Genomic DNA, 26,753 nt, shown 5'->3' with positions numbered 1-26,753 from the left:
CGATGCTGAGCTTTCTCATTCGTCGATTGGCGACCTTCATCCCGACCTTCATCGGGGTGACGATCATCGCCTTTGCCTTCATTCGCCTGTTGCCGGGCGACCCCATTCTGCTGCTGGCCGGCGAACGCGGCGTCAGCCCCGAGCGCTATGAACAGTTGCGCCAGCAATTCGGTTTCGATCAGCCGATGTGGAAGCAGTATCTCGATTACGTCGCGGGCATCTTCCAGGGCGATCTCGGCATCTCGTTTTCAACCAAGCGCCCGGTTCTGGATGAATTCCTGACCCTGTTTCCGGCCACGGTCGAGCTTGCGCTTTGCGCGATTATCCTTGCCACGTTGATCGGCATTCCGGCAGGCGTCATCGCCGCCGTAAATCGCGGCAAGTTCTTCGATCAGGCGCTGATGTCGTCCGCCCTTGTCGGCTATTCGATGCCGATCTTCTGGTGGGCGCTGCTGCTGATCATCGTGTTTTCCGGCACGCTTGGCTGGACCCCGGTTTCGGGCCGCATCGGGCTGCAGTATTTCTTCGACACCCCGACCGGATTCATGCTGATCGACAGTCTTTTGTCGGGGCAGTCGGGCGCCTTCCGGTCTGCCGTGTCGCATCTGATCCTGCCAACGGTTGCGCTGGCGACGATCCCGCTGGCCGTGATCGCGCGCCAGACCCGTTCGGCGATGCTGGAGGTTCTGGGCGAGGATTATGTCCGCACCGCCCGCGCCAAGGGCATGTCGCCCATGCGCGTCAACGGTGTCCATGCCCTGCGTAACGCACTGATCCCGGTCATCACCGTGATCGGCCTGTCGGTCGGCACGCTGCTGGCCGGCGCGATCCTGACCGAGACGATTTTCTCGTGGCCGGGCATCGGCAAGTGGATGGTCGATTCCATCTTCCGCCGAGACTATCAGGTCGTCCAGGGCGGGCTTTTGCTGATCGCGCTTGTCGTGATGATCGTGAACCTGATCGTCGATGTCCTTTACGGGCTGATCAACCCCAAGATCCGAAAGGGCTGAGACATGACAGATGCAGCCAGCCAGACCGCCAGCACCCCGAACCTGCGACCCCCGTCGCGGTTCAAGGAATTCTGGTCCTCGTTCAAGGAAAACCGCGGTGCCGTCATCGGCCTGTTCGTTTTCCTCGCCTTCCTGCTGATCGCGGCCTTTGCGCCGCTTCTCGCGCCCTATTCCTTTGACGCGCAGGACCGCAGCGCCCTGCTGGTGCCGCCTTTCTGGCAAGAGGGCGGATCGACGAAATATCTGCTCGGCACCGACGCGCTTGGCCGTGATCTGCTGTCGCGGCTGATCTATGGCGCGAGGTTTTCCTTCTTCATCGGCCTTCTGGTCGTCACGCTCGCCTCGTTCTGCGGGGTGCTGATCGGGGTGATCGCGGGTTTTGCGCCGAATTGGCTGGACACGCTGATCATGCGGCTGATGGACATCATCCTGTCCTTCCCCAGCCTGCTTCTGGCACTGGTGCTGGTCGCCATTCTGGGGCCAAGCCTGATTAACGCGATGATTGCCATCGCCGTCGTGCTGCAGCCGCATTTCGTGCGCCTGACCCGCGCGGCGGTCCTGACCGAAAAGTCCAAGGATTACGTCACTGCCGCCCGTGTCGCCGGGGGCAGACCGCTGCGGATCATGTTCCGCACCGTGCTGCCGAACTGTCTGGCGCCGATCATCGTGCAGGCGGCGCTGTCCTTTTCGACCGCCATCCTCGATACGGCGGCACTGGGCTTTCTTGGCATGGGCGCGCAGCCGCCGACGCCCGAATGGGGCACCATGCTGGCCGAGGCGCGTGAATTCATTCTGCGCGCCTGGTGGGTGGTGACCTTCCCCGGCCTGTGCATCCTGATCACCGTTCTGGCCATCAACCTGATGGGCGACGGTCTGCGCGACGCGCTCGACCCGAAACTGAAGCGGAGCTGAGCCATGTCACTTCTGGAAATCCGTAACCTCAGCGTCGATTTCGCCACTGCCTCGGGCAAGTTCCGGGCGGTGGACGGGGTCGATGTCACCGTCGATCAGGGCGAATTGCTGGCGATCGTGGGCGAATCCGGGTCTGGCAAGTCGGTGTCGATGCTGGCGCTGATGGGCCTTCTGCCCTGGACCGCGACGGTCACCGCCGACAAGCTGGAATTCGACGGCCACGATCTGCGCAAGATCTCTGGCCGGCAGCGGCGGCGGATCATCGGCAAGGATATCTCGATGATCTTTCAGGAACCGATGTCGTCGCTGAACCCGGCCTTCACCATCGGCTGGCAGATCAAGGAATCCTTGCGCAAGCACACCAATATGTCGCGTTCGCAGCGGCAGGACCGCGCGGTCGAACTGATGCAGCAGGTCGGCATTCCCGCGCCCGAAAAGCGCCTGCAGGCCTATCCGCACCAGCTTTCCGGCGGGATGAGCCAGCGCGCCATGATCGCAATGGCGCTGGCAAACAAGCCCAAGCTGCTGATCGCGGACGAACCTACCACGGCGCTGGATGTGACCATTCAGGCGCAAATCCTGGAACTGCTGACCGGGTTGCAGCAGGAAACCGGGATGGCGCTGGTGCTGATTACCCATGACATGGGTGTCGTGGCCGAAACCGTGCAGCGGGTGCAGGTGCAATATGCAGGCCAGCGGGTCGAGTTGCAGGAGGTGGACGGGCTTTTCGAAAATCCGCACCATCCCTATACCGCCGCGCTTCTCGCGGCGCTTCCGGAACGCGCGATCGAAAAGCGGCTGCCGACCATTCCGGGCGTGGTGCCCGGTCAGTTCGACCGCCCGCAAGGCTGCCTGTTCTCGCCGCGCTGCAAATTCGCTGATGCGCGTTGCATTGCTGAACGTCCGACGCCTGCCGGGCGCGACCTTGGCTATGCGCTGTGCCATTATCCGCTGATCGACGGTCAGCCCACCGGGAAGGAGACCGCAGCATGAGCGATCCGATCCTTATCGCCACCGATCTGAAACGCCATTACGAGGTGAAGGGCGGCTTCATGAAGCCCAATGCCATCGTCCGCGCACTGGATGGGGCAAGCTTCAGCCTGACACCCGGCAAGACGCTGGCTGTCGTGGGCGAATCGGGGTCCGGCAAATCGACGCTGGCCCGTGTCGTGACCATGATCGAGCCCCCGACCGAAGGCCAACTGGTCATCGGCGGGCGCGAGATCGGCCCGGACGGTGCCGCGGGCGACCGCAAGCTGCGTTCCATGGTCCAGATCGTCTTTCAGGACCCTTACGGCAGCCTGAACCCGCGCCAGACCATCGGTCAGACCCTGATGGAGCCGTTGCTGCTGAACCGGCCCGATATCAAGGCGGACGAACGGACCCGCCGCGCGCGCGAGATGCTGACCATGGTCGGGCTGCGTCCCGAACATTTCGACCGCTATCCGCATATGTTTTCGGGCGGGCAGCGCCAACGTGTCGCGGTCGCCCGCGCGCTGATGCTGGAGCCGAAGATTCTGGTGCTGGACGAACCCGTCTCGGCGCTGGATCTGTCGATCCAGAGCCAGGTTCTGAACCTGCTGATGGACCTGCAGGAACGGCTGGATCTGGCCTATCTGTTCATCAGCCACGACCTTTCGGTTGTGCGCCACATCGCGGACGAGGTGCTGGTCCTGTATCTGGGCCAGCCAGTCGAGATCGGCCCGAAAGACGTGATCTTCGATCAGCCGCGCCATCCCTATACCAAGGCGCTGCTGTCCGCGACGCCGGTTGCTGACCCTGCCGAGCGGAAGGAACGGATCAAGCTGACGGGCGAACTGCCTTCGCCGATGAACAAGCCCGAAGGCTGTTCGTTCAACCCGCGCTGCTGGCGTCGGCTGGAAATCTGCACCAAGGTCGAGCCGCCACTGCAGGGGCATGGTCACTGCTTCGCATGCCATAACCCCGTGCCCGACGATGAAGAGGTCGCAGCGTGACGATCATGCATCCGGGGCGCGTTCCGCCCCGGCCCGCGTGACCGCCGCTTGACGCCTGCCAGCCGTCACGGCAATCAGTAGCCATGATCGATATCCGCCCCGTCGCCCATACCATCGGCAGGATCAGCGTCGCCCTGGGGTCGATGATGATTTTCCCGACGCTTATTGACTATGCCGCGGGCAATCCGAACTGGGTGCTGATGGCGCAGTCCATGGTGCTGGTCGTCCTCATCTCGGCGCTGGTGGTGGCCGCAACATCCTCGTCCAGCCGAAGCCTGACGATCGAGCAGAGCTTTCTGCTGACATCCGGCCTGTGGCTGGTTCTGCCGGTGATCGGGGCGGTGCCGATGATGCTCGGTGCACCGAATCTCAGCTTTACGGATGCCTTTTTCGAGGCGATGTCGGGCCTGACAACGACCGGCACGACGGTCATTCCGCAACTGGACAGCCTGCCACCCGGCGTGAATATGTGGCGCGCGATCCTGCAATGGTCAGGCGGGCTCGGGATCGTCGTGGTGGCGATGGTCTTTCTGCCGGTCATGAAGGTCGGCGGGATGCAGTTCTTCCGGTCCGAAGGGTTTGACACGCTTGGCAAGGTTCTGCCGCGCGCGGGCCAGATCGCGGCAGAGATGACCTGGATCTATCTGGGCATCACCGTCGCCTGCACGCTGATGTATTTCGCGGCCGGCATGACCTTCTTTGATGCCGTTCTGCACGCGCTGACCACCTGTTCGACGGGCGGGTTTTCTAACTATGATGCCAGTTTCGGGGTTTACATCGGACCGGCGGAATGGGTTTCGACGCTGTTCATGGTCCTGGCCTCGATCCCCTTCGTGCGGATGATCCAGGCGGTGCGCGGGGATGTCGGACCGATCTGGCGCGATACACAGATACGCACCTATCTGCGCTGGATCTTCTACAGTGTCGGGATCATCGTCATCTACCGGCTGCTTTATATTCACCAGACCGCGCATCCCTGGGACGTGATCCGAGAGACGACGTTCAACGTCATCACCGTTTTCTCAGGCACCGGCTTTGCCTCGACCAATGTGCTGGAATGGGGCCATCTGCCTTTCGCGATCCTGTTCTGCGTTGCGCTGATCGGTGGCTGCACGGGATCGACGGGCTGCTCGATCAAGATCTTCCGCTATCAGGTCCTGTTCGAGGCCGTTCATGCACAAATCAAGCGGATGCAGTCGCCGCACCGGCTTTATCCGCTGCGTCTGGCGGGCAAACGGCTCGATCAGGATGTCATCAACTCTGTCATGGCGTTCTTCACCATGTTCATGCTGACATTCGGCCTGCTGATCGTCGGACTGGCGTTGACGGGCCTGCATCCCAAGACCGCGCTGACCGGGGCGTGGACAGCAATTGCCAATGTCGGCCCGGTCTGGGGGCCGGAAATCACGTCGAATGGCAGCATCGAGCAGTTTCCAGAGACGGCGAAGTGGCTGATGACCCTAGGCATGTATCTCGGCCGGCTGGAACTGGTCAGCGTTTTCGTTCTGTTGCTGCCACGGTTCTGGCGCGGCTAGCGGCCCGGACGGAACAGGTCCGTCCGTTGCCGTTGCAGGTCTGCGCCTGCTGTCGTTTCAGTTCGACGCCGGGGTCTGCGCCGGCACCGTGGCAGGTGCCGCGTCCGTTGCCGCATCGGGTGCCGGCGTCTCGTCCATGGGTGCGTTCGCGGCGGCCTCTGCATCACGTTCGGACTTGGTCGGCATGGCGCGGGTAAAGCTCTTTTCGATCTCCGAGGCGATGCGCGGGGCATTGGCTTCGTCCTCGACCGGCCAGATCAGCACCCAGCCTTCCACCTGACCTTCCGCGACGCGCGCCTCGGCCCGTCCGATATGGGTATCGTTGCGCCCGGTCAGCGTCGCCGCGCCCTTGCGGATGTCGCGCACCGGGGCGGGAACCCAGCCAAGCGCGGTCACAAGACCCGTCATGTCCAGCATTTCCTGTTGTCCACCCGGCGCTGAAAACAGGATCATTGCGGCGCCCGAGTTATCGGCAGGTCCATAGATCGACAGCGCGCGCTCGTTCCGGTCATGCTGAAGCCGGGTCATCGGGGCCAGCAGCGAAAGGCCGGTATAATCATCCTCCAGCGTCGAAAGACCCATCTCGTTGCGCCATGCGGTGCGGCTCTCCTCCAGCTTCAACAGCGCGAGCGCCGTATCGGCGGCTTCGCGCTGCGAGGCGACCGCCGCCGCGATGGCAGCACGGGTCTGCGGGCCGGATTGTCCGTCGATCTCGCCCTCGTAAAAGCCTGCCCATTTCAGCAGGTCCTGAACCTCTGCGAGGGGCGGCATCTCGGGAAGCTTCTCGGGATTTGCCGGCCATTCAGGCACGGTGCCGGACACGGCGCTGGTTCCCATCTCTGACCCGGTCGCGATCAGACTGTCCTCCGGGATCGCACCGCCAGCTTTCAGCGCGCCAAGCCACTGGTTCGCGGCGGCTTCATCAAGCGGCCCGACAGCCACGCCGAACCAGCCGTTGGGCATCTGCCACAACCCGGCCTCTGGCACCGTCTCTCGCCATTTCGCAAGCGCCGTATCGGCCTCTGCCCGGTTCTGAAACGCTTCAAGCCGGATGAAGTGATCCGGTCCCGCTGGCGCCACGTCGATCGGGTCCGGTGGGGTGATCCCCGCGGTAGACGAGGCCGCAGCATCCGGGGCGCTATCCGCGCTGCCCGTCGCGGTCTGATCGGCACTGCCCGGCGCGAGCGGCGTTGCCTGAACCTCGGCTGCAGGCGTCAGCAGGCTGTCGGCGGGGATCGTGCGCGCAGTCTTCAGCGCGGTCATGCGTGCCTCGGCATCTTCGCGCGGCAGCGGACCAAGGCCGATCCCCGTCCATGTCGCGCCAAGCGGGAAGATGACTGCAGGCAGGTCGCCGACGCGCTGCTGCCACTGCGCCGCCGCCGCAAGCGCTTCGTCAGTGCCGCGCTTCGCTTCGATGCGGATGAACACATCCTCGGCCGAAGCCAGGCCGGGCAGGGCTGCGGTCATCAGCAGGATTGCGGTTCGCTTGATCATTTTCCTGTTCCTCGATCTTTGCCTCTGCGCGGGTCCGATTGACCATGGCCCGCGCCGCGCCTATGAACACGCGCGTATTCAGGCAGACATACGAAAAAGGATGCCCCGATGACCAGCCCCAGCAGCCATGAGAAGCCGCGTTGTTTCCAGGATGTGATCCTGCGGCTTCAAAATCACTGGGCGAAATCCGGCTGCGCGATCCTGCAACCCTACGATATGGAGGTCGGCGCGGGCACCTTTCACCCCGCGACAACCCTGCGTTCGCTGGGGCCGCGCCCCTGGGCTGCGGCTTATGTCCAGCCCTCGCGCCGCCCGACCGACGGGCGTTATGGTGAAAACCCGAACCGGCTGCAGCATTATTATCAGTATCAGGTCATCATCAAACCCTCGCCCCCGGACTTGCAGGAACTGTATCTCGACAGCCTGCGCGCCATCGGTCTGGACCCGATGGCCCATGATGTGCGCTTCGTCGAAGACGACTGGGAAAGCCCGACGCTTGGCGCATGGGGCTTGGGATGGGAGGTCTGGTGCGACGGGATGGAGGTCAGCCAGTTCACCTATTTCCAGCAGGTCGCGGGCTATGACTGCCACCCTGTCTCGGGCGAGCTGACTTACGGTCTGGAACGGCTGGCGATGTATGTGCTGGGGGTCGAGCATGTGATGGACATGCCTTTTAATGATCCCGACAGCCCCATTCCGCTGACTTACGGCGACATCTTCATGCAGGCAGAACGCGAATACAGCCGGTGGAATTTCGACATTGCCGATACCGATATGCTGTTCCAGCACTTCAAGGATGCCGAGGCGGAATGCGAACGCATCGTGAGCGCGTCCGAGGCGGACGGCGCGGGCCGTAATATCCTCATGGCACAGCCGGCTTACGATCAGGCGATCAAGGCCAGCCACCTGTTCAATCTGCTGGATGCGCGGGGCGTGATTTCCGTCACCGAACGCGCCGATTATATCCGCCGCGTCCGCGCACTGACCAAGAAATGCGCCGATCTGTTCATGCAGACGCCCTTGGGTCAGGCGGCGGAATGAACTGGGGCAAGGTTGCCGTGATCGCCATTGTCGCATCCGCCGCTGCCGCGGGTGCGGGCGTCTGGTATGCCCAGAACTATGCCTATTACGATGAAATCGACCCGGCCAGCGTGGCCCTGACCGCTGTTGTGAATGGCGCAGAGGTGCCGCTTCAGGCGACCGATATTCGCGCCATAGACGGCAGCAGCGCCCCCAACCGCTGGCGCGCCTGTGCCCGGCTGACCGCACCGCTGCCCGACGGGGCAGAGCCTTATCCGATCGCCGCCCCCACCTATGCGCCCGGCTGGTTCGACTGCTTCGATGCCGACCAGATCGGCAATGACCTTCAATCCGGCGCTGCCGGCGCCTGGCTTGCCCAGTCCGAAATCCACCCTGATGTGGACCGCGTGCTTGCCGTCTATCCCGACGGGCGCGTTTTCGGCTGGCACCAGATCAACGACAAAACCCCGGAACGCGGAGTGATGGACTGATATGCCCGACTTGCTGATCGAACTCTTTTCCGAGGAAATTCCCGCCCGGATGCAGGCCCGCGCCCGCGAGGATCTGAAAAAGCTGGTGACAGACGGTCTGGTCGAGGCGGGTCTGACTTATGCGTCTGCGGGTGCCTTCTCGACCCCGCGCCGTCTGGCGCTGTCGGTCGATGGGCTGACGGATGCGTCGAAAGCGGTCAAGGAAGAACGCAAGGGCCCCCGCACCGACGCGCCGGAAAAGGCGCTGGAGGGCTTTTTGCGGTCAACGGGTCTGTCGAAGGACCAGCTTGAGGTTCGCGACGAGAAGAAGGGGCAGGTCTATTTCGCCGTAGTCGAAAAACCCGGTCGCCCGGCGGCAGAGATCGTGGCCGAAGTGCTGGAAACCACGATCCGCAACTTCCCCTGGCCCAAGTCGATGCGTTGGGGTTCCGGCACGCTTCGCTGGGTGCGCCCGCTGCATTCGATCCTGTGTATCCTGACGGATGAGGCAGGCGCGCAGGTCGTGCCGCTGGAGGTCGACGGTATCCAATCGGGCGACAGCACGTGCGGCCATCGCTTCATGGCGCCGGACGCGTTTTCCGTCACGAATTTCGATGATTACGCCGCAAAGCTGCGCCGCGCCAAGGTCATGCTCGACCCGGCAGAGCGTGAGGCCGCAATTGCGCAAGAGGCCGCAAATCTCGCCTTCGCGCGGGGATGGGAGATTGTCGAGGATAAGGGTCTTCTGACCGAGGTCGCGGGTCTGGTCGAATGGCCGGTGCCTTTGATGGGTGCGATTGAAGAACGTTTTCTGGCCCTGCCGCCGGAGGTGTTGCAGACCTCGATGAAGGAACATCAGAAATTCTTCTCGGCCCGTAATCCCAAGACCGGCCGGATCGAAGGTTACGTGACCGTCGCCAATATTGAGGCCGCCGATGACGGCCAGATGATCCTTGCGGGCAACCAGCGGGTGCTGGCGGCGCGGCTGTCGGACGGGCTGTTCTTCTGGGAAAACGACCTACGTGAAGCGAAGGCAGGCATGTCGGATTGGGCCGAGGGGCTGAAATCCGTTACCTTCCATAACAAGCTGGGCAGCCAAGCCGACCGCGTGGCCCGCATCGCGGCTTTGGCGCGAGAGATCGCGCCTCTCGTGGGTGCCGACCCGGATCAGGCAGCGCGCGCGGCGCAACTGTCCAAGCTGGACCTGCGCAGCGATATGGTCGGCGAGTTCCCCGAATTGCAGGGGGTGATGGGCCGTTACTACGCACTTGCGGCTGGCGAACCCGAGGCCGTGGCCGACGCTGCCCGCGACCACTACTCGCCACTGGGTCCGTCGGACGATGTGCCAAGCGCGCCGGTTTCGGTCGCCGTGGCACTCGCCGACAAGATCGACACGCTGACCGGCTTCTGGGCAATTGATGAGAAGCCCACGGGTTCAAAAGACCCCTTTGCGCTGCGGCGGGCGGCGTTGGGGGTTATTCGGTTGGTGTTGGGGAGTGGGGGGCGCTGGCACATGCGCGATTCCCTCTGGGCGCATATAATGCACCAGAAGGGCGTTTTGTTCTGGTTTGCTGAGCATTTAGACGAGCAAGGCGCGATCGTTGACAAGGAAAATGGCGACGAAAATGAGGGAAGAAGCCTTGCTCAAGTTATATTATCAGCTGTCGATTCCGGCTCGATTTCGGAGCGCACTGGCGTTGAGGCTCTTTCTGCAATGGAACAGCGACTAGATGCGGATAACGTTCAAGAGCGAGAGAAAATCGAGCGCGCGAGAGCGAGTATCGGGCAGGCCTCCGACCTCCTCTCCTTCCTCCACGACCGCCTGAAGGTCTATCTCCGTGACCAAGGCATCCGGCATGACATCATCGACGCCGTGCTCGCTCAGCCCGGCAATGACGATCTGGTGCTGGTGGTGAACCGGGCGACGGCGCTGAACGATATGCTGAAGACCGAGGACGGGCAGAACCTGACGCAGGGTCTCAAGCGGGCGTCGAATATTCTGGCGCAGGCCGAGGAAAAGGACGGCGTCGAATACAGCTTCGGGGCCGATCCGAAATTCGCCGAGACGGAAGAAGAACGCGCCCTGTTCGCCGCGCTCGACACCGCCGAACCGGCGATCAAGGCCGCCGTGGCGAGCGAAGATTTCCCCGCCGCCATGTCCGCCATCGCCGCCCTTCGCGCCCCCATCGACGCGTTTTTCGATGCCGTGCAGGTGAACACCGACAACCAGATCGTGCGCCGCAACCGGTTGAATCTGTTGTCACGCATCCGCGCCGCCGGGCGCGAGATCGCGGATTTCACGAAGGTAGAGGGCTGATACAGCCGGGGGCGGCGCAACTTTTGCCGCCTCTGCCACGTTCCCTGACCATGAAACATCTCATGGCAATCGCAGCGTTTGGCGCGCTGATCGCAGGGGGCGCTATGGCAGCCGATCTGAAAGAATGGCGGCAAGCGAAAGCTGCGCCCGTCAACGCAGCCGACACCGATCTGGGTGATTTCCGGTGGGAAGCGCGGCCCGTCATAGTCATGGCTGACCGCGCCGATGACCCGGATTTCACCGCCCAGATGAAGGTTTTCCGGGATGAGGCGGAAGGCGTCGCCGACCGCGACATGCTGATCGTCACGGATACCGATCCGGGCGCGCAGGGTGATCTGCGCGGGCAGTTGTCGCCCGATGGGTTCGGCGTCTATCTGGTCGGCAAGGATGGCGGGGTGAAGTTTTCGTCGCAAAGCCCAGTCAGCATGGCGCGTTTCGCCGAAATCATCGACGCCATGCCCATGCGCCAGCGCGAGATGCGCGACGGCGGCTGACAGGACCGCCGCAAGGCGTGGACAGCGGGGCCGGGGCGCATTACATCTGCTGCAATTCAGCAATCAACGGCCCCGCCGCCAGGATGACGCATGCCCAGCCTTAACGATATCCGCTCGACCTATCTCGATTTCTTCAAGCGCAACGGGCATGAGGCCGTGGCGTCTTCGCCGCTGGTGCCGCGCAACGACCCGACGCTGATGTTTACCAACTCGGGCATGGTGCAGTTCAAGAACCGCTTTACCGGGGTCGAGAAGGGCGATTACCAGCGTGCGACATCCTCGCAGAAATGCGTGCGCGCGGGCGGCAAGCATAACGATCTGGACAATGTCGGATATACCGCTCGGCATCATACCTTCTTCGAAATGCTGGGGAACTTCAGCTTTGGCGATTATTTCAAGTCCGAAGCGATCCCCTTTGCGTGGGAGCTGCTGACCAAGGATTTCGGCATTCCGAAGGACAAGCTGCTGGTCACGGTTTACCATACCGATGACGAGGCGGCGGATCTGTGGAAGAAGGTCGCGGGCCTGACTGACGACCGCATCATCCGCATCCCGACCGACGACAATTTCTGGCGCATGGGGCCGACCGGCCCCTGCGGCCCCTGCACCGAGATCTTTTACGATCACGGCGATCATATCTGGGGTGGCCCCCCCGGCAGCGCCGAGGAAGACGGCGACCGCTTTATCGAGATCTGGAACCTCGTTTTCATGCAATACGAGCAGTTCGAAGACGGCTCGATGCGCGATCTGGACATGCAGTCCATCGACACCGGCATGGGGCTGGAACGGATCGGCGCGCTGCTGCAGGGCAAGCACGACAATTACGACACCGACCTGATGCGCGCGCTGATCGAGGCATCCGCCCATGCGACCAGCAGCGATCCCGACGGGCCGGGCAAGGTCCATCACCGGGTGATCGCGGATCATCTGCGGTCCACCAGCTTCCTGCTGGCCGATGGGGTGATGCCGTCGAACGAAGGGCGCGGCTATGTGCTGCGCCGGATCATGCGCCGCGCGATGCGCCATGTGCATATGCTGGGCGCGCAGGACCCGGTGATGCACAAGCTGGTGCCTGCGCTGGTGCGGCAGATGGGCGCGGCCTATCCGGAACTTGGCCGTGCGCAGTCGATGATCGAGGAATCGCTGCTGTCCGAGGAAACCCGCTTCCGCAAGACGCTGGACCGGGGTCTGCGCTTGCTGGATGACGAATTGGGCAAGCTGCCGGAAGGCGCTGATCTGCCGGGCGAAGCGGCATTCAAGCTTTACGACACTTACGGCTTCCCGCTGGACCTGACGCAGGACGCGTTGCGTGAACAGGGCCGCAACGTCGATACGGCGGGCTTTGATGCGGCCATGGCCGAACAGAAGGCGCAGGCCCGCGCCGCCTGGGCCGGCAGCGGCGAGACGAAGGATGCGGCGATCTGGTTCGAACTGGGCGAGAAACACGGCGCGACCGAATTTCTGGGCTATGACACCGAAAGCGCCGAAGGGCAGGTGCTGTCGCTGGTCCGCGACGGAGCGGCGATCGAGGTCGCGAAGGAAGGCGAGGCGGTGCAGGTCGTGGTGAACCAGACCCCGTTCTACGCGGAATCCGGTGGTCAGGTTGGCGATGTCGGCACGATCCAGACCGAAAGCGGGATGGTGCGCGTCTCGGACACGAAGAAGTCCGGCGGCGTCTTTATTCATATCGGCGAAGTCACGATGGGCCAGATCACCCGTGGTCAGGCCGCGAAGCTGGAGGTCGATCACAGCAATCGCAGCAATATCCGTGCGAACCACTCGGCGACGCACCTGCTGCACGAGGCGCTGCGCCGCGCGCTTGGCGATCACGTTGCGCAGCGTGGCTCGCTGAACGCACATGACCGGCTGCGCTTCGATTTCAGCCACAACAAGGCGCTGACGGCTGAGGAAATCGCGCAGGTCGAAGGCGAGGTGAACGAGTTCATCCGCCAGAACTCGCCCGTCGATACGCGGATCATGACGCCCGACGATGCCCGCGCCATTGGTGCACAGGCGCTTTTCGGCGAGAAATACGGCGACGAGGTGCGCGTTGTCTCGATGGGCAAGCTGAACGGGTCCGGCAAGGGTAGCGACAAGCAGACCTATTCGTTGGAGCTTTGCGGCGGCACCCATGTCGCGCGGACCGGCGATATCGGAATGTTCGCGCTGACCACGGAAACCGCATCCGCTGCCGGTATCCGCCGGATCGAAGCGCTGACCGGGCAGGCGGCGATGGCAGAACTGCGCCGTGTTGACCGAGAATTGTCGGAAATCGCCGGTATCCTGAAGGCGCAGGCGGGCGATGTCGTGGGCAAGGTCAAGGCCCTGTCCGACGAACGCAAGACGCTGGCGAATGAGGTCGCGCAGCTGAAGCGTCAGCTTGCAATGGGTGGCGGCGGCGCGTCCGAAGCCAAGGACATCGCGGGCGTCAAGTTCATCGGGCGCAAGGTCGAAGGCGTCTCGGGCAAGGATCTTGGCGCGCTTGTCGATGAAATGAAAAGCCAGCTTGGCAGCGGCGCGGTTCTGGTTCTGGCCGAAAGCGACGGCAAGGCAACCGTCGCGGCGGGCGTGACCAATGACCTGACAGAGAAGCTTAGCGCGGTGTCGCTGGTTCAGGCGGCGACGGCGGCGCTTGGCGGCAAGGGCGGTGGCGGCAGGCCAGATCGTGCGCAGGGCGGCGCGCCCTCGCTCAATGCGGCGGATGCGGCGTTCGAGGCGGCCGAAGCGGTGATCGGCGCGGCCTGATCGGGCGCGCGAAGGTCATTCGCCTTCGGTCCTGCGGACAGAACAGGAAAAGAAAAACCCGCCCGACAGTTCGGGCGGGTTTTCAGATTGAATGGTGCTTTCGCGCAGGCCTTACAGCCAGGCCCTGTCACGGAACACGTGATAGGGGATCTGATCGCGGGTGATGCCCAGCTTAGCCAGCTCTTCGTCGGATTTCGACTGCAGGGCCTGAATCTGATCTACGCGGGCGTGCATTTCCATCGCGCGCGACAGGCTCTCTCCGGCACGGATGAACCATGCGCCAATGCGGGCGCGCAGCGACGGGGTGAATTCTGTGGTTTGAACCGACATTGGAAACCTCTTCGGAGTTACGAACGGTTTCCTCCCATGCCCACGAAGATAGGTCACATCTGCTGGCCTAACCAGTCGCTTCTCTGCAATGCAGCATTGCACCAGGCGGGACGCTTGCAATCTGTTATATGAATGAAAAGGCGTCGAATACGCTTTCCCCGCAGAAGCCGCGCGACTATACCGTCTGCGGCATTCTTGATCGCGGAAGGGAAGCATAATGGCCAATGTCGTGGTGGTCGGCGCGCAATGGGGCGACGAAGGCAAGGGCAAGATCGTCGACTGGCTGTCGGAACGGGCCGAGATCATCGCCCGCTTTCAGGGCGGTCACAATGCGGGCCACACGCTGGTTATCGGCAATGAGGTTTACAAGCTGTCGCTGCTGCCATCAGGCATCGTGCGCAAAGGCAAGCTGGCGGTGATCGGCAATGGCGTGGTGCTGGACCCCTGGGCGTTGTTTTCGGAAATCGACAAGCTGGCGAAGCAGGGCGTCGAAATCTCGACCGATAATCTGATTATTGCGGAAAACACGCCGCTGATCCTTCCCTTGCATCAGGATCTGGACAAGCTGCGCGAAGAAGCTGCGGGTGCCGCGAAGATCGGCACGACAGGGCGCGGCATCGGTCCGGCTTACGAAGACAAGGTCGGTCGCCGCACCATTCGTCTTGCCGATCTGGGCGACGAGGAAACGCTGGATTCGCGTCTCGACAGGCTGCTGGCCCATCACGACGCCCTTCGTCAGGGCCTTGGCGCGGCACCGATTGACCGGGCCGACCTGAAGGCAAAGCTGCTTGAGATTGCGCCAAAGCTGCTGCCCTACGCTGCGCCGGTCTGGAAGGTGCTGAACGAGGCGCGCCGCGCCGGCAAGCGCATTCTGTTCGAGGGCGCGCAGGGGTCGTTGCTGGATATCGACTTCGGAACCTATCCCTACGTTACCTCATCGACCGTCATCGCCGGGCAGGCGGCGGCAGGAACGGGAATGGGACCGAGCGCCATCGACTTCGTCCTTGGCATCGTCAAGGCCTATACCACCCGCGTCGGCGAAGGCCCGTTCCCGACCGAGCTGGAGGACGAGGACGGCCAGCGTCTGGGTGAACGCGGCCATGAATTCGGCACCGTCACAGGTCGCAAGCGCCGTTGTGGCTGGTTCGATGCGGTTCTGGTGCGCCAGACCTGCGCGATTTCCGGCGTCAACGGCATCGCTCTGACCAAGCTTGACGTGCTGGACGGGTTCGAGACGCTGAAGATCTGCACCGGTTATGAAATCGACGGACAGGTTTACGACTATCTTCCGACGGCGGCCGCATTGCAGGCCAAGGTGACGCCGATCTATGAGGAGATGCCCGGCTGGTCGGAATCGACCGCAGGGGCGAGAAGCTGGGCGGAATTGCCGGCAGAGGCGATCAAATATGTCCGCCGGGTCGAAGAACTGATCCAGTGCCCGGTTGCGCTGCTGTCAACGTCGCCCGAACGGGACGACACCATTCTTGTGACCGATCCCTTCGCGGACTGACAGAGATGAACCTCAAGACCCGAAAGCGTCTGTCGTTGCTGATCCTGCTTCTGGGTCTGCCGGGCTATCTCATCATCGCGTGGATGCTGTTGGCATGGCTTTACGACCGTTTCGGCGATCTGCCGATGCTGGTCGAATTGCTGGTGGTCGTGGTTCTGGGAATCGTCTGGATCATGCCGTTCAAGCGTATCTTCACCGGCATTGGCAAGGACGAAGGGTGAGCGAGCCTCGCCGAAGCGATGGCGTCACCCTGATCGGGGGCGGGGCCGTCGATGCTGCCGATCTGGACCTCGCACTGGCCTTCGCGCCCAGGTTGATTGCGGCGGATGTGGGCGCAGACGCGGCCGTGGCACTTGGCGCGCTGCCGGATCACGCCATCGGCGATTTCGATTCGATTTCGGACCAGACCCGCGCCGCGCTTGGGCCGGCGCGGCTGACCCATGTTGCCGAACAGGACAGCACCGATTTCGCGAAGGCCCTGACCAGAATAAAGGCGGATTTCGTCATCGCGGTCGGCTTTTCAGGGCGCAGGCTGGATCACACGCTGGCCGCACTGAACGTCATGGTCCGTCACCCGAGCCCGCCTTGCATCATGCTGGCCGCCGAGGACATCGTCTTTCTGGCCCCCGACCATCTGGACCTTCCCCTTATTGCCGGAACGCGCGTTTCGCTTTTCCCGATGGGGCAGGCGCGGGGCCGCAGCACGGGGCTTCGCTGGCCGGTGGACGATATCGAATTCGCGCCCGATCAGCGCATCGGAACCTCTAATCAGGCGCTTGGGCCGGTGCGATTGCAGATCGAGGGTCCGATGATGATCATGCTGCCGCGGGAATGCCTGCGGCTTACGCTTGATGCGCTCAGCGTTCCCACGTCCGCTTAAGCACGCTCATCCAGTTCTTCCACGCGATTTTCTCGACCAGTTCTGCCCCATAGCCATGTTCTGTCATGGCGGCCAGAAATGCCGGCAGAGCAGCCGCGTCTGGCAGATGCGTCGGCATCAGCGCCCCGTCGAAATCGGACCCGAGCGCGACGCCATCCTCCCCCAGCTTTTCCAGCAGGTGATCGAGATGGCGCAAATAGGGGTCGAAGCCATCGAATGGCAGGCGGCGGCCATCCGGGCGCACGAAGCCGGCGGCGAAATTCAGTCCGACCAGCCCGCTGGTCGCAGCGATCATATCAAGCTGCGCATCTGTCAGGTTCCGGCTGGACTGCGCGACGGCATGGGCGCCGGAATGGGTGCTGACCAAAGGTGCGTTGCTGATTCTGGCCACATCCTCGACCCCTTTCGCGTTCAGATGCGCCAGATCGACCAGAACGCGCAGACTGTCGCATTCCGCGACAAGCCTTTTGCCGGCCTCGCTCAGCCCCGGCCCGCTGTCAGGATCGCCCGGAAATGCGAAGGGAACGCCGTGACCATAGGCATTCTGCCGTGACCAGACCGGACCGAGCGATCGCAGCCCCATCCGGTGCCACGCATGAAGCGTTTCAGGGTCGGCAATCCCCTCGGCGCCCTCCATATGCAGGATAGCCGCGATGCGCCCGCCGTCCTTGGCATCCGTGATTTCGGCCACGCTGCGACAGATTGACAGGCTGCCGGCACGTTCCAGCGCATCAAGACGACCGGCAAGGCGCATCATGTGTTCGGTCGCAGCCCCGGTGTCGATGAGCCCATCCAGCGGCACCGCGTAGGGCGGGTTTTGCTGACGCGCCTTCCAGTCGATCCCATCGGCAGGGTCGGGCGTGGGCGCCCAAAGCGCGAAGAAACCGCCGAACATGCCGCCCGCTTGCAGGCGGCGCAGGTCGATATGTCCCGTACCGTCGCCTTCGCCCCAGATTTTTGCGGTATCTGCGCCTTCGACCACCAGCCGCTGCAGAAAATCGTTATGGCCGTCGAATACGGGAATCATGGCGGGCTCCTTCATGTTTGGCGCATCCTGCGGCGGGTGGTCGCGGCTCGCAAGCCGCTTTGCGCGCGCGCCGATCCGTGGCAGGCTGACCCCGCAGACAAGCCGACGGAGAGCCAGATGCCCCAGATTCGCGACGACTTCGACGGTCAGACCGTCATCACCACGTTCGAGGTGACGCCGGGCACCGCCCACGACCTGCTGGATGCGCTGACCGCCGCATGGGCCGAGGTCATCAGCCAGCAACCCGGCTTCATCGGCGGCGCTGTCCATCTGAACGATGCCCAGACCCGGATCGCGACCTATTCGCAATGGAATGCGCGCACCGATTATCAGGCCATGCTTCGCACACCAGAGATGCGAGAGCGTAATCGCGTCATCAACCAGCTCTGCCGCAGCTTCGAGCCGGTGATGTACGAGGTGCAAAGCGTCTATAACACATGATCTAGGTGCAGAAAGGCCGTGCAAAGCCATATATGCCTCGCTAGGATCGGCGCAGCAGGGATAGTCAGGGGACAAAATGGCCGGACGTATCATTACCGTGGCCCAGCAGAAGGGCGGCTCGGGCAAGACAACGCTCGCTGTCAATCTGGCCATAGCGCTGCGCCAGCGCGGGCTGAGCGTGGCGCTGATTGATACCGACCCGCAGGGCAGTCTGGGGCGCTGGTATATCGAGCGGCTGGGTCGCAAGGGCGAGGATGACGAGCTGGAATTTTCCACCTCATCCGCGTGGGGCGCATCCTACGAAAGCGAAAAGCTGAAGAAGCGTTTTGACGCGGTCATCATCGACACGCCGCCGAAAATCGACAGTGACCTGCGCCCGGCATTGCGCGCAGCCGATCTGGTTGTCGTGCCCGTTGCGTCAAGTCAGGTCGATCTTTGGGCCACGGAAGGCGTGCTCGATCTGGCGCGGCGCGAAAAGGCGCCGGTTCTTGTCGTCATGAACCGCGCCCGCCCCAACACGCGGCTTGGCGCCGAAGTGGCGCAAGGTGCCGCCGAATTGGGGGCGAGTGTGGCAGACGTGCAGATCGGGAACCGCGTCGCCTATGCGGAAACGCTGGGTCAGGGTCTGGCGGTCTGCGAACGCAGCGATGCCAAGCCCGCTCGCGATGAACTGGATCTGCTGACCGACGAAGTCCTGGCCGCCTTCGAGTGAGCCGCCGGAACTTTTGTTTGTCCTGCGACTTTTGCTGGCAGCAAGGTGCGCGCCGATGCTGACGGCGTGGGCAACCTGCGATATTGGAGGACTAAAGGGGAAAGCCATGATTTCACTGAACAAGATTGCCATTCTTGCTGCGCCGCTGGCGCTGCTGGCCTGTTCCGTCGATACCAGCGACGACGTCGTTATCCCAGATGCCGAGGCCGTTGCCACACCCGGTGATGCCTGCGGCGCATCGGCGTATCAGCAATATGTCGGTCAGAAGTCGCCCGCGATCTCGTTGCCGGCTGGCACGGTCGCCCGCGATTATCGCACCGGCGATCCGGTCACGATGGATCTGTCGCCGACGCGGATCAACTTTGAATATGACCGCAGCGGGACGCTCGTGAAGGTCAGCTGCGGCTGATAGGATGGGGGCGGCGCAGGCCGCCCTTTTTCTAATGCGGGCCTGCCGCGAAAGGGGCGGTCAGTTCGGCCGTTTTGTCCTGCTTGTCATAGATGCAGATCATCCGGTCGGCGCTGTCATCGGCCAGCGTCACAGTCATCAGTGCCGCGCCGAATTTTTCGGACCCGAACGGGTTCACTTCGGTTTCAAGCGTCGCGTCATCCGGCATCTCGACCAGTTTTTCGCATTCGGTTTTGACAGCGGTGCGGAACTCCTCCCACGCATCTTCGGAAGACGAATATGCGGGCAGGGTTGCACACAGCGCGATCGGGACGGTCAGGGCAGCGATCAGTTTCGGGGACATGGTTTCTCCGTCAATGGTTCTGCGGGTAACGCGGCCCCACCCCTCACGGATGCGTCACAATCCCGCAAGCTTTATTGACGGATGGGACGGGGCGCTGTCTGCTTGGAAAAAAGGATGTTTCCAATGCGACTGCTTTTGCCACTTGTTCCAGCATTGGCCCTGACGGGTTGCACCGAACCGACGCAGGGGCCGGCCCCGACGCCGGGCTTCCCGAACCGCTGCGGGCCAGAATATGATGTCATGGTCGGGCGAAATATCGGTGAGTTCCGGCTTCCGCCCGGTCTGCCCCATCGCATCGCGCAACCCGGCGCTGCCCTGACCGAGGATTACAACGCCGCCCGCCTGAACGTGTTCGTCGATGACAAGGGCTGGGTCCAGAAGGTCGAGTGCTGGTAAGCGACGCCTAACGCCGCCGCTTCGACCGCTTGTTTCCGCCACGCTGCCCGGCGCGCCCCGCGCTGGATCGACCGGACGCCTTCACCGCATCTTCAGCCGCCTGTTCGACTGCGGACTGGCGCGCCAGCGGATCGTCTGCCACGGCCAGCTCGACCGCTTCCAGCCGCTTGACCTCGTCGCGCAGTCGGGCGGCTTCCTCGAACTCCAGATTCTCGGCGGCCTTGCGCATCTGCGCGCGCAGCGCGTCCAGATGCGCGGCGAGGTTCGCGCCCACCATGGGCTTGTCGACCTTGGTGGTGATCCGCGACTGGTCGGTGTCGCCCTGCCAAAGGCCGGCCAGCACATCTTCGACATTCTTGCGAACCGTCTGCGGCGTGATGCCATGTTCTTCGTTATATGCCATCTGCTTGGCACGCCGCCGATCCGTCTCGGCTATCGCGCGTTCCATGCTGCCGGTCATGTGATCGGCATACAGGATGACACGCCCATCCGCGTTGCGCGCTGCCCGACCGATGGTCTGGATCAGAGAGGTTTCCGAGCGCAGGAAGCCTTCCTTATCCGCATCCAGAATGGCAACCAGACCGCATTCGGGAATATCGAGCCCTTCGCGCAACAGGTTGATGCCCACAAGCACGTCAAATGCGCCAAGGCGCAGATCGCGAAGGATCTCGATCCGCTCGATGGTGTCGATGTCGCTGTGCATGTAGCGGACCTTGATGCCCTGCTCGTGGAGGTATTCGGTCAGGTCTTCGGCCATGCGCTTGGTCAGCGTGGTGACGAGCGTGCGATAGCCCTTCGCAGTGACCTTGCGCACCTCGTCCAGCAGGTCATCGACCTGCATGTCCACGGGGCGGATTTCGACCTGCGGGTCCAGCAGGCCGGTGGGCCGGATGACCTGTTCGACAAAGACGCCGCCGGTCTGATCCAGCTCCCACTCTTTCGGTGTCGCAGAGACGAACACCGACTGGGTGCGCATGGCATCCCATTCCTCGAACTTGAGGGGGCGGTTATCCATGCAGGAGGGCAGGCGGAACCCGTGTTCGGCAAGCGTGAACTTGCGCCGGTAGTCGCCCCGATACATACCGCCGATCTGCGGAACGCTGACATGGCTTTCATCAGCAAAAACAATGGCGTTATCGGGAATGAACTCGAACAATGTCGGCGGCGGCTCGCCCGGCGCGCGGCCGGTCAGATAACGCGAATAGTTCTCGATCCCGTTGCAGACGCCGGTGGCTTCCAGCATTTCCAGATCGAAATTCGTGCGTTGTTCCAGCCGCTGCGCTTCCAGCAGCTTGCCCTCGTCATTCAGCTGTCCAAGGCGGATGCGAAGCTCCTCCTTGATGCCCTTTATGGCCTGCTGCATCGTCGGGCGCGGGGTCACGTAGTGGCTGTTCGCATAGATGCGGATCTGTTTGAAATCGTCCGTCTTTGCGCCCGTGAGCGGGTCGAATTCGGTGATCTTTTCCAGCTCCGGCCCGAAGAAGTCGAACCGCCAGGCCCGGTCCTCAAGGTGGGCGGGCCAGACCTCGACCACATCGCCGCGCACGCGGAAGCCACCGCGCTGAAATGCAGCGTCAAGGCGGCGATATTGCTGCGCCACCAGTTGCCCGATGAACTCGCGCTGATCGTACATCTGGCCCACGATCATGTCCTGAGTCATCGCCGAATAGGTTTCGACCGAGCCGATGCCGTAAATGCAGCTGACCGAGGCCACGATGATCACATCGTCGCGTTCCAGAAGCGCCCGCGTGGCAGAGTGGCGCATCCGGTCGATCGCCTCGTTTATCTGCGATTCCTTTTCGATATAGGTATCGGAACGCGGCACATAGGCCTCGGGCTGGTAATAGTCATAATAGCTGACGAAATATTCGACCGCGTTATCCGGGAAGAAGCCCTTGAACTCGCCATAGAGCTGCGCGGCCAGCGTCTTGTTCGGGGCAAGGATGATGGCCGGGCGCTGCGTCTGTTCGATCACTTTCGCCATGGTATAGGTCTTGCCGGTGCCGGTCGCGCCCAGCAGAACCTGATCGCGCTCTCCGTCCACCACGCCCTGCGAAAGCTCTGCAATCGCCGTCGGCTGGTCGCCCGCGGGCTTGAATTCCGACTGCATCACGAAGCGCCGCCCGCCTTCCAGCTTGGGGCGGGTGACTTCAGCGAAGCGTGCGACAGGAGCGTTGGTATTGTTATGGCCCATGGTTTCACCTTTGTTCCGGTCCCCAATCTGGCCATTCCCCGCCGCGATGCAAGGGGCCAGGTCGCGAACTGCGACCTCTGTTCAGGGAGGACCTGAAGCAGACATACAGAACGGGACCGGGGCGTCGGGGCCTCGCGCGTGGCCCGGACGCTGCCGATCCAGCCGGGTCTTGCACGCTTCGGCGCGTTGGGGGATATAGAAGGTAAGTGAAATTACGGGAACACAGCCATGCGCGTCCGCATTTACCAGCCAGCCCGCAACGCGATGCAATCCGGAACGGCGCGCACGAAACTGTGGGTGCTGGAATATCCGCAGGCGGACAAGCGCGATATTGACCCGCTGATGGGTTGGACCAGTTCCGACGATACGCAGTCGCAGGTCCGCCTGCGCTTTGCCACCCGCGAGGAGGCAGAGGCCTATGCCCGCGAGAAGGGGCTGGACTATTCGGTCAGCCAGCCGCAGACGCGCGGCCAGAACGTCCGCGCGCGCGGATATGGCGAGAATTTCGCGAGCGACCGCATCGCGCCATGGACGCACTGACCGTCGCGGCTGAAAGCCCTCTGGACGGCGATCTGGACCTCCTGTTCGCGCGTCATCACGCACATTGCCACGCCGACACGCCGCCGGAATCCATCCATATGCTGGATCGCTCTGCCTTGGTCGGTGAAGAGTTCAGTTTTCTTGTGTTGCGCGACCGCGGGCGGCCCGTCGCAATGGGTGCGCTGAAGCAACTTGGCGACGGCACAGTCGAACTGAAGTCGATGCATGTCCTTCAGGAAGCGCGCGGCACCGGCGCGTCGCGGCGGCTTCTGTCCGCGCTGATAGACGAGGCACGGCGTCGAAATGCGGTGGCGATCAGCCTCGAAACCGGCGCGCAGCCCAGTTTCGCCCCGGCGCGTTCGCTATATGCGCGTGCCGGTTTCCGCGAATGCCCCCCGTTCGGGAATTACCGCGCCGATCCGATGAGTTTTTACATGCGGCTGGATTTGCAGGAATAAGTTCTTGCAACCAAACGGTTAACTTGCCGCTATGAACTTGCCGAGGCAATGCGGGATACGCGCAGACATCTCTGCGTATCCCCACGTTATACGCCATTTTATGGACATAAATATTGCAAACGCGATTGGCAGGACCTACGCGGTCCCGTAGCGTCCGCTTATGGGCGCAAGCACGGCTTGCCGGTCTTTGGCGCAGCAGAAGCGGCCTCCACCCGCCCGCGCGACTGCGACGCTGAACCTCGGTCCCGTGCAGGTTTGTGAAGGAAATTGTCGATGGTAAATATCTCTGGCACGACAGGTAACGACACGCTGAACGGCGGCAGCGGCGACGATTCCATTTCCGGCGGCGACGGGAATGACGAACTGTTCGGCGGTGGCTCGCGCGCATCCAGCCAGACAGGGACGGGCAACGACACCATCGACGGCGGAAATGGCAACGACGCCATCTATGGCCAGGACGGCAATGACAGCCTGATCGGCGGCGCCGGAAATGACCAGATCGACGGCGGGCCCGGCAGCGACGTCATGGATGGCGGCGACGGCAATGACAGCTTCCTGATCCGCGATACCGATACGGCGGGTGCTGACACGATCAGCGGCGGCGCCGGGACTGACAGCCTCGTTTTCATCAATAACGCACCTAACTACGTCTTGCTGTCCGGCGCGGCCGGGCAGGGAAGTTCGACAACGACCGGCAGTGCCGCAACGACGAGCTTTACCGGCATCGAAACCATCCTGACCTCGGATGGCGACGACACGATCGATGCGTCAGGCTCTGCCGGTGCTGCAAATGTGCGCATGAGCGGAGGCAGTGACCGCTTCACCGGCAGTGATTATGCCGATGCCGCCAATCTGGGGCAGGGCAACGACTATGCGCAGGGCGGCGCGGGCAACGATACGATTGATGCAGATGCAGGTGACGACACGGTCGAGGGCGGCGCGGGCGATGACCGCCTTGAGATGCGCGCAGGTAATGACGTCGCTGACGGTGGCGCCGGCAATGACCTGATCGCGGGATGGGAGGGCGACGACACCCTTTTTGGCGGGTCAGGGAGCGATCAGATCTTCGGCGACGCGGCCTCGTCGGATTCGACGATTGCAGGCAATGACATCATCGACGCAGGCGACGGAAACGATACCGTCTTTGGCGGCGCGGGCGATGATTCCGTCATTGGGGATTATGGCAATGACGTCCTGCGCGGCGAGGCGGGAAACGACACGCTGGACGGCGGCCTTGGCGATGACACGCTGTATGGCGGCGCGGGTAACGACACGCTGACCGGCCTGAATGGCAACGACGTACTGGACGGTGGCGACGGTTCGGACTTCATCAGCGGCAGCTGGAATATCGACACGATTTATGGCGGTCTGGGCGATGACACGCTGTGGGGCGGTGGGCAGAACGATTACGTCTATGGCCAGGACGGCAACGACCTTATCTATGGAAGCGAGGCGAATTACGATCATGGCTCGCCCGACACGCTGGACGGTGGCGCAGGCGATGACACGATCTATGGCCAGAACGGCGATGACAGCCTGACAGGCGGCGCCGGACAGGATTCGCTGATCGGCGGCAACGGCAACGACACGGTGCTTGGCGGCGCGGGCAATGACACGATCGATGCCGGTGCCGGCAACGACATCGTCGACGGTGGCGATGGCGACGATTCGATTGACGGCTATTTCGGCAGCGATTCGATTGCCGGCGGGGCTGGAAATGACATCATTCGCGGCGGGATCGAGAATGACACCATTTCCGGCGGTGACGGAATCGACACGATCTACGGTGACGATCAGAACGATTCGATCTCTGGTGGCGCGGGCGGCGACTTCCTGTATGGCGGTAATTCCGCCGACTACGTGACCGGAAACACCGGCAGCGACTATATCGACGGGGGCAGCGGCGACGACACGCTCGAGGGTGGCTATGGCGGCGCGTCCAGCACCGAACCCGAAAATGACACGCTTATCGGCGGCGCAGGGAATGATTCGATCAACGCGAATGTCGGCGACGATTCGATCCTTGGCGGTTCTGGCGCGGATTCGATTTCCGCCGGGCTGGGCAATGACATCGCCTATGGCGGGACCGAGAATGATACGATCTGGGGCAATGACGGCGCCGACACGCTTTATGGTGAAAGCGGCAACGATTTCGTCGCGGGCGGTGCGCAGGATGACTTTGTCTCTGGCGGTGACGGCAATGACGATTTGCGCGGCGACAACTTTGCCGGCAGTGCTTCGATGGCGGGCAATGACACGCTGGATGGCGGTTCCGGCGACGACGCGCTTGCCGGTGGATATGGCGATGACAGCCTGTCCGGCGGTTCCGGCAACGACACGCTGAATGGCGGTGCCGGGGCGGATACGCTTCAGGCCGGGACCGGTCGCGATTATCTTGACGGCGGGGCGGATGCCGATTTGCTGACCGGGGGCGAGGGCTTTGACACCTTCGTCGCGGGCGATGGCGACACGATCAGCGATTTCAACTTTGCCGCCGGTCAGAATTTCAACAATGACGACCAGACCGACAACGATTTCGTTGACCTCAGCGGCTATTATAACGACGCCAATCTGGCCACCTATAACGCTGCCGCTGCGGCAAATGGTGACGACACCTATAACAACCCGCTGCAATGGCTGCGCGCCGACCAGGCGGATGGGGTGCTGGACGACGTCACGGGTTATACGGTCACCATCCAGAACGGCGGCGCGGCGGTTGCGGGCGGCGATCTGACGCATGACAACACCAATGTGATCTGCTTCGGTTCTGACGCCCTGATCCGCACCGCGGCAGGAGAGGTTGCGGCCGGCGATCTTGCGGTGGGCGATCTGGTCCAGACCCGCGATGCCGGGCTGCAGGCGATCCGCTGGATCGGGCGGCGGGTGCTGGATCAGGCGGCGCTTGACGCCAATCCGAAGCTGCGCCCGATCCGCATTCGCAAGGGTGCGCTCGGGGCCGGGCTGCCCGAGGCGGATCTGATCGTCTCGCCGCAGCACCGGATGCTGGTGCGTTCGAAAATCGCGATGAAGATGTTCGGCGCGATGGAGGTTCTGGTCGCGGCCCGCCAGCTTTGCCAGCTTGACGGGATCGACGTGGCCGATGACCTTCCGGAGGTGAGCTATGTCCACTTCCTGTTCGACGACCACCAGATCGTGCGGGCGAACGGGGCGGCATCGGAATCGCTCTATACCGGGGCAGAGGCGCTGAAATCGGTCGGCCCCGCGGCGGTCGAGGAAATCTTCGCGATCTTCCCGGAGCTGGAAACGCAGACCGAGGCGCCCGTCGCGGCGCGCGAACTCGCCTCGGGGCGGATGGCGCGCAAGCTGGTGGTGCGCCACATTCAAAACCGCAAGCCGCTGGTGATGTGATAGCCAGGGCAGACAGACGGAAAGGCCGGGCTCAGCCCGGCCTTTTTCATTGCAGCGCGGCATTATTTCAGCCATCAACAGCGCGCGCGGGCTCGTAGCTCAACTGGATAGAGCAGGGACCTTCTAAGTCCAAGGTTGGGGGTTCAAGTCCTCCCGGGCCCGCCAGTCCTT

Annotated in this window: 25 protein-coding genes and 1 tRNA gene; 21 read left to right on the top strand and 5 right to left on the bottom strand. The window is 62.8% G+C overall.

The window, feature by feature from the left end:
• Positions 1 to 2: 2 nt before the first annotated feature.
• The 5 genes from FQV27_RS03885 to FQV27_RS03865 all read left to right on the top strand — a co-directional run bounded on the left by FQV27_RS03885 (position 3) and on the right by FQV27_RS03865 (position 5,433).
• Positions 3 to 1,010 carry an ABC transporter permease subunit gene (locus tag FQV27_RS03885; protein ID WP_147096479.1) on the top strand — a complete coding sequence of 336 codons (1,008 nt, stop codon included), beginning with the start codon at positions 3 to 5 and terminating at the stop codon, positions 1,008 to 1,010.
• 3 nt (positions 1,011 to 1,013) lie between these two features.
• Positions 1,014 to 1,922: an ABC transporter permease subunit gene (locus tag FQV27_RS03880; RefSeq protein WP_147096478.1), complete on the top strand. Its 909-nt coding sequence runs from the start codon at positions 1,014 to 1,016 to the stop codon at positions 1,920 to 1,922.
• A gap of 3 nt (positions 1,923 to 1,925) precedes the next feature.
• On the top strand, positions 1,926 to 2,915 hold the full coding sequence (locus tag FQV27_RS03875; RefSeq protein WP_147096477.1) for an ABC transporter ATP-binding protein: 990 nt from the start codon (positions 1,926 to 1,928) through the stop codon (positions 2,913 to 2,915).
• Positions 2,912 to 3,898: an ABC transporter ATP-binding protein gene (locus tag FQV27_RS03870; protein ID WP_147096476.1), complete on the top strand. Its 987-nt coding sequence runs from the start codon at positions 2,912 to 2,914 to the stop codon at positions 3,896 to 3,898. The genes FQV27_RS03875 and FQV27_RS03870 overlap by 4 nt, the downstream gene beginning before the upstream one ends.
• Before the next feature lie 83 nt (positions 3,899 to 3,981).
• Positions 3,982 to 5,433 (top strand): TrkH family potassium uptake protein, encoded by a 1,452-nt coding sequence (locus FQV27_RS03865; RefSeq protein ID WP_147096475.1) that lies wholly within the window; start codon positions 3,982 to 3,984, stop codon positions 5,431 to 5,433.
• 57 nt (positions 5,434 to 5,490) lie between these two features.
• On the opposite strand, the gene FQV27_RS03860 is transcribed toward FQV27_RS03865, so the two are convergent.
• Positions 5,491 to 6,927: a peptidoglycan-binding domain-containing protein gene (locus FQV27_RS03860; protein WP_147096474.1), complete on the bottom strand. Its 1,437-nt coding sequence runs from the start codon at positions 6,925 to 6,927 to the stop codon at positions 5,491 to 5,493.
• Between the two features lie 108 nt (positions 6,928 to 7,035).
• Here FQV27_RS03860 and FQV27_RS03855 point away from each other — a divergent pair, with 108 nt between their 5' ends.
• From FQV27_RS03855 to alaS, 5 genes are all read left to right on the top strand, one after another.
• Positions 7,036 to 7,968, top strand: a complete 933-nt coding sequence (locus FQV27_RS03855) for a glycine--tRNA ligase subunit alpha (protein ID WP_147096473.1) — start codon at positions 7,036 to 7,038, stop codon at positions 7,966 to 7,968.
• A complete protein-coding gene (locus FQV27_RS03850) occupies positions 7,965 to 8,438 on the top strand; it encodes a DUF6446 family protein (protein ID WP_147096472.1) in 474 nt (157 codons plus the stop codon). The genes FQV27_RS03855 and FQV27_RS03850 overlap by 4 nt, the downstream gene beginning before the upstream one ends.
• A gap of 1 nt (position 8,439) precedes the next feature.
• Complete coding sequence (glyS, locus tag FQV27_RS03845; RefSeq protein ID WP_147096471.1) at positions 8,440 to 10,734, top strand: glycine--tRNA ligase subunit beta; 2,295 nt, start codon at positions 8,440 to 8,442, stop codon at positions 10,732 to 10,734.
• Between the two features lie 62 nt (positions 10,735 to 10,796).
• A complete protein-coding gene (locus FQV27_RS03840; RefSeq protein ID WP_186827206.1) occupies positions 10,797 to 11,228 on the top strand; it encodes a DUF4174 domain-containing protein in 432 nt (143 codons plus the stop codon).
• 90 nt (positions 11,229 to 11,318) lie between these two features.
• Positions 11,319 to 13,973, top strand: a complete 2,655-nt coding sequence (alaS, locus tag FQV27_RS03835) for an alanine--tRNA ligase (protein WP_147096469.1) — start codon at positions 11,319 to 11,321, stop codon at positions 13,971 to 13,973.
• Positions 13,974 to 14,084: 111 nt separating this feature from the next.
• Here alaS and FQV27_RS03830 read toward each other — a convergent pair whose 3' ends face one another.
• Positions 14,085 to 14,303, bottom strand: a complete 219-nt coding sequence (locus tag FQV27_RS03830; RefSeq protein WP_147096468.1) for a hypothetical protein — start codon at positions 14,301 to 14,303, stop codon at positions 14,085 to 14,087.
• Between the two features lie 217 nt (positions 14,304 to 14,520).
• Between FQV27_RS03830 and FQV27_RS03825 the strand changes: the two genes are divergently transcribed.
• Genes FQV27_RS03825 through FQV27_RS03815 form a run of 3 tightly spaced genes read left to right on the top strand, consistent with a single transcriptional unit; the run spans position 14,521 to position 16,693 of the window.
• Positions 14,521 to 15,813 carry an adenylosuccinate synthase gene (locus FQV27_RS03825; protein ID WP_147096467.1) on the top strand — a complete coding sequence of 431 codons (1,293 nt, stop codon included), beginning with the start codon at positions 14,521 to 14,523 and terminating at the stop codon, positions 15,811 to 15,813.
• Between the two features lie 5 nt (positions 15,814 to 15,818).
• The gene (locus tag FQV27_RS03820) at positions 15,819 to 16,034 is read left to right on the top strand and encodes a DUF2842 domain-containing protein (RefSeq protein ID WP_147096466.1); all 216 of its coding nucleotides are present in this window, start codon (positions 15,819 to 15,821) and stop codon (positions 16,032 to 16,034) included.
• Positions 16,031 to 16,693, top strand: a complete 663-nt coding sequence (locus FQV27_RS03815; protein WP_186827229.1) for a thiamine diphosphokinase — start codon at positions 16,031 to 16,033, stop codon at positions 16,691 to 16,693. Before FQV27_RS03820 ends, FQV27_RS03815 begins: the two co-directional genes overlap by 4 nt.
• On the opposite strand, the gene FQV27_RS03810 is transcribed toward FQV27_RS03815, so the two are convergent.
• On the bottom strand, positions 16,671 to 17,720 hold the full coding sequence (locus tag FQV27_RS03810) for a dipeptidase (RefSeq protein WP_147096464.1): 1,050 nt from the start codon (positions 17,718 to 17,720) through the stop codon (positions 16,671 to 16,673). The genes FQV27_RS03815 and FQV27_RS03810 overlap by 23 nt on opposite strands.
• Before the next feature lie 117 nt (positions 17,721 to 17,837).
• Between FQV27_RS03810 and FQV27_RS03805 the strand changes: the two genes are divergently transcribed.
• The 3 genes from FQV27_RS03805 to FQV27_RS03795 all read left to right on the top strand — a co-directional run bounded on the left by FQV27_RS03805 (position 17,838) and on the right by FQV27_RS03795 (position 19,282).
• The gene (locus FQV27_RS03805; RefSeq protein WP_147096463.1) at positions 17,838 to 18,161 is read left to right on the top strand and encodes an antibiotic biosynthesis monooxygenase family protein; all 324 of its coding nucleotides are present in this window, start codon (positions 17,838 to 17,840) and stop codon (positions 18,159 to 18,161) included.
• Between the two features lie 76 nt (positions 18,162 to 18,237).
• The gene (parA, locus tag FQV27_RS03800; RefSeq protein ID WP_147096462.1) at positions 18,238 to 18,873 is read left to right on the top strand and encodes a ParA family partition ATPase; all 636 of its coding nucleotides are present in this window, start codon (positions 18,238 to 18,240) and stop codon (positions 18,871 to 18,873) included.
• 106 nt (positions 18,874 to 18,979) lie between these two features.
• Positions 18,980 to 19,282, top strand: a complete 303-nt coding sequence (locus tag FQV27_RS03795; protein ID WP_186827205.1) for an I78 family peptidase inhibitor — start codon at positions 18,980 to 18,982, stop codon at positions 19,280 to 19,282.
• Between the two features lie 31 nt (positions 19,283 to 19,313).
• On the opposite strand, the gene FQV27_RS03790 is transcribed toward FQV27_RS03795, so the two are convergent.
• Positions 19,314 to 19,625, bottom strand: coding sequence for a hypothetical protein (locus tag FQV27_RS03790; RefSeq protein WP_147096460.1), 312 nt, complete (start codon positions 19,623 to 19,625; stop codon positions 19,314 to 19,316).
• A gap of 123 nt (positions 19,626 to 19,748) precedes the next feature.
• Here FQV27_RS03790 and FQV27_RS03785 point away from each other — a divergent pair, with 123 nt between their 5' ends.
• On the top strand, positions 19,749 to 20,021 hold the full coding sequence (locus FQV27_RS03785) for an I78 family peptidase inhibitor (protein ID WP_186827204.1): 273 nt from the start codon (positions 19,749 to 19,751) through the stop codon (positions 20,019 to 20,021).
• A gap of 7 nt (positions 20,022 to 20,028) precedes the next feature.
• On the opposite strand, the gene uvrB is transcribed toward FQV27_RS03785, so the two are convergent.
• Positions 20,029 to 22,215, bottom strand: coding sequence for an excinuclease ABC subunit UvrB (gene uvrB / locus FQV27_RS03780; RefSeq protein WP_147096458.1), 2,187 nt, complete (start codon positions 22,213 to 22,215; stop codon positions 20,029 to 20,031).
• Between the two features lie 228 nt (positions 22,216 to 22,443).
• Between uvrB and FQV27_RS03775 the strand changes: the two genes are divergently transcribed.
• From FQV27_RS03775 to FQV27_RS03760, 4 genes are all read left to right on the top strand, one after another.
• The gene (locus FQV27_RS03775; protein ID WP_147096457.1) at positions 22,444 to 22,755 is read left to right on the top strand and encodes an ETC complex I subunit; all 312 of its coding nucleotides are present in this window, start codon (positions 22,444 to 22,446) and stop codon (positions 22,753 to 22,755) included.
• Positions 22,743 to 23,213 carry a GNAT family N-acetyltransferase gene (locus tag FQV27_RS03770; RefSeq protein WP_147096456.1) on the top strand — a complete coding sequence of 157 codons (471 nt, stop codon included), beginning with the start codon at positions 22,743 to 22,745 and terminating at the stop codon, positions 23,211 to 23,213. The genes FQV27_RS03775 and FQV27_RS03770 overlap by 13 nt, the downstream gene beginning before the upstream one ends.
• A 273-nt stretch (positions 23,214 to 23,486) precedes the next feature.
• Positions 23,487 to 26,582: a Hint domain-containing protein gene (locus FQV27_RS03765; protein ID WP_147096455.1), complete on the top strand. Its 3,096-nt coding sequence runs from the start codon at positions 23,487 to 23,489 to the stop codon at positions 26,580 to 26,582.
• Positions 26,583 to 26,670: 88 nt separating this feature from the next.
• A tRNA-Arg gene (locus tag FQV27_RS03760) sits at positions 26,671 to 26,747 on the top strand.
• Positions 26,748 to 26,753 lie beyond the last annotated feature (6 nt).

It is taken from the genome of Paracoccus aurantiacus (genome assembly GCF_007993065.1).
In the GTDB taxonomy this organism is placed as follows: Bacteria; Pseudomonadota; Alphaproteobacteria; order Rhodobacterales; family Rhodobacteraceae; genus Paracoccus; species Paracoccus aurantiacus.
This window is presented reverse-complemented; position numbering and strand designations above follow the sequence as displayed.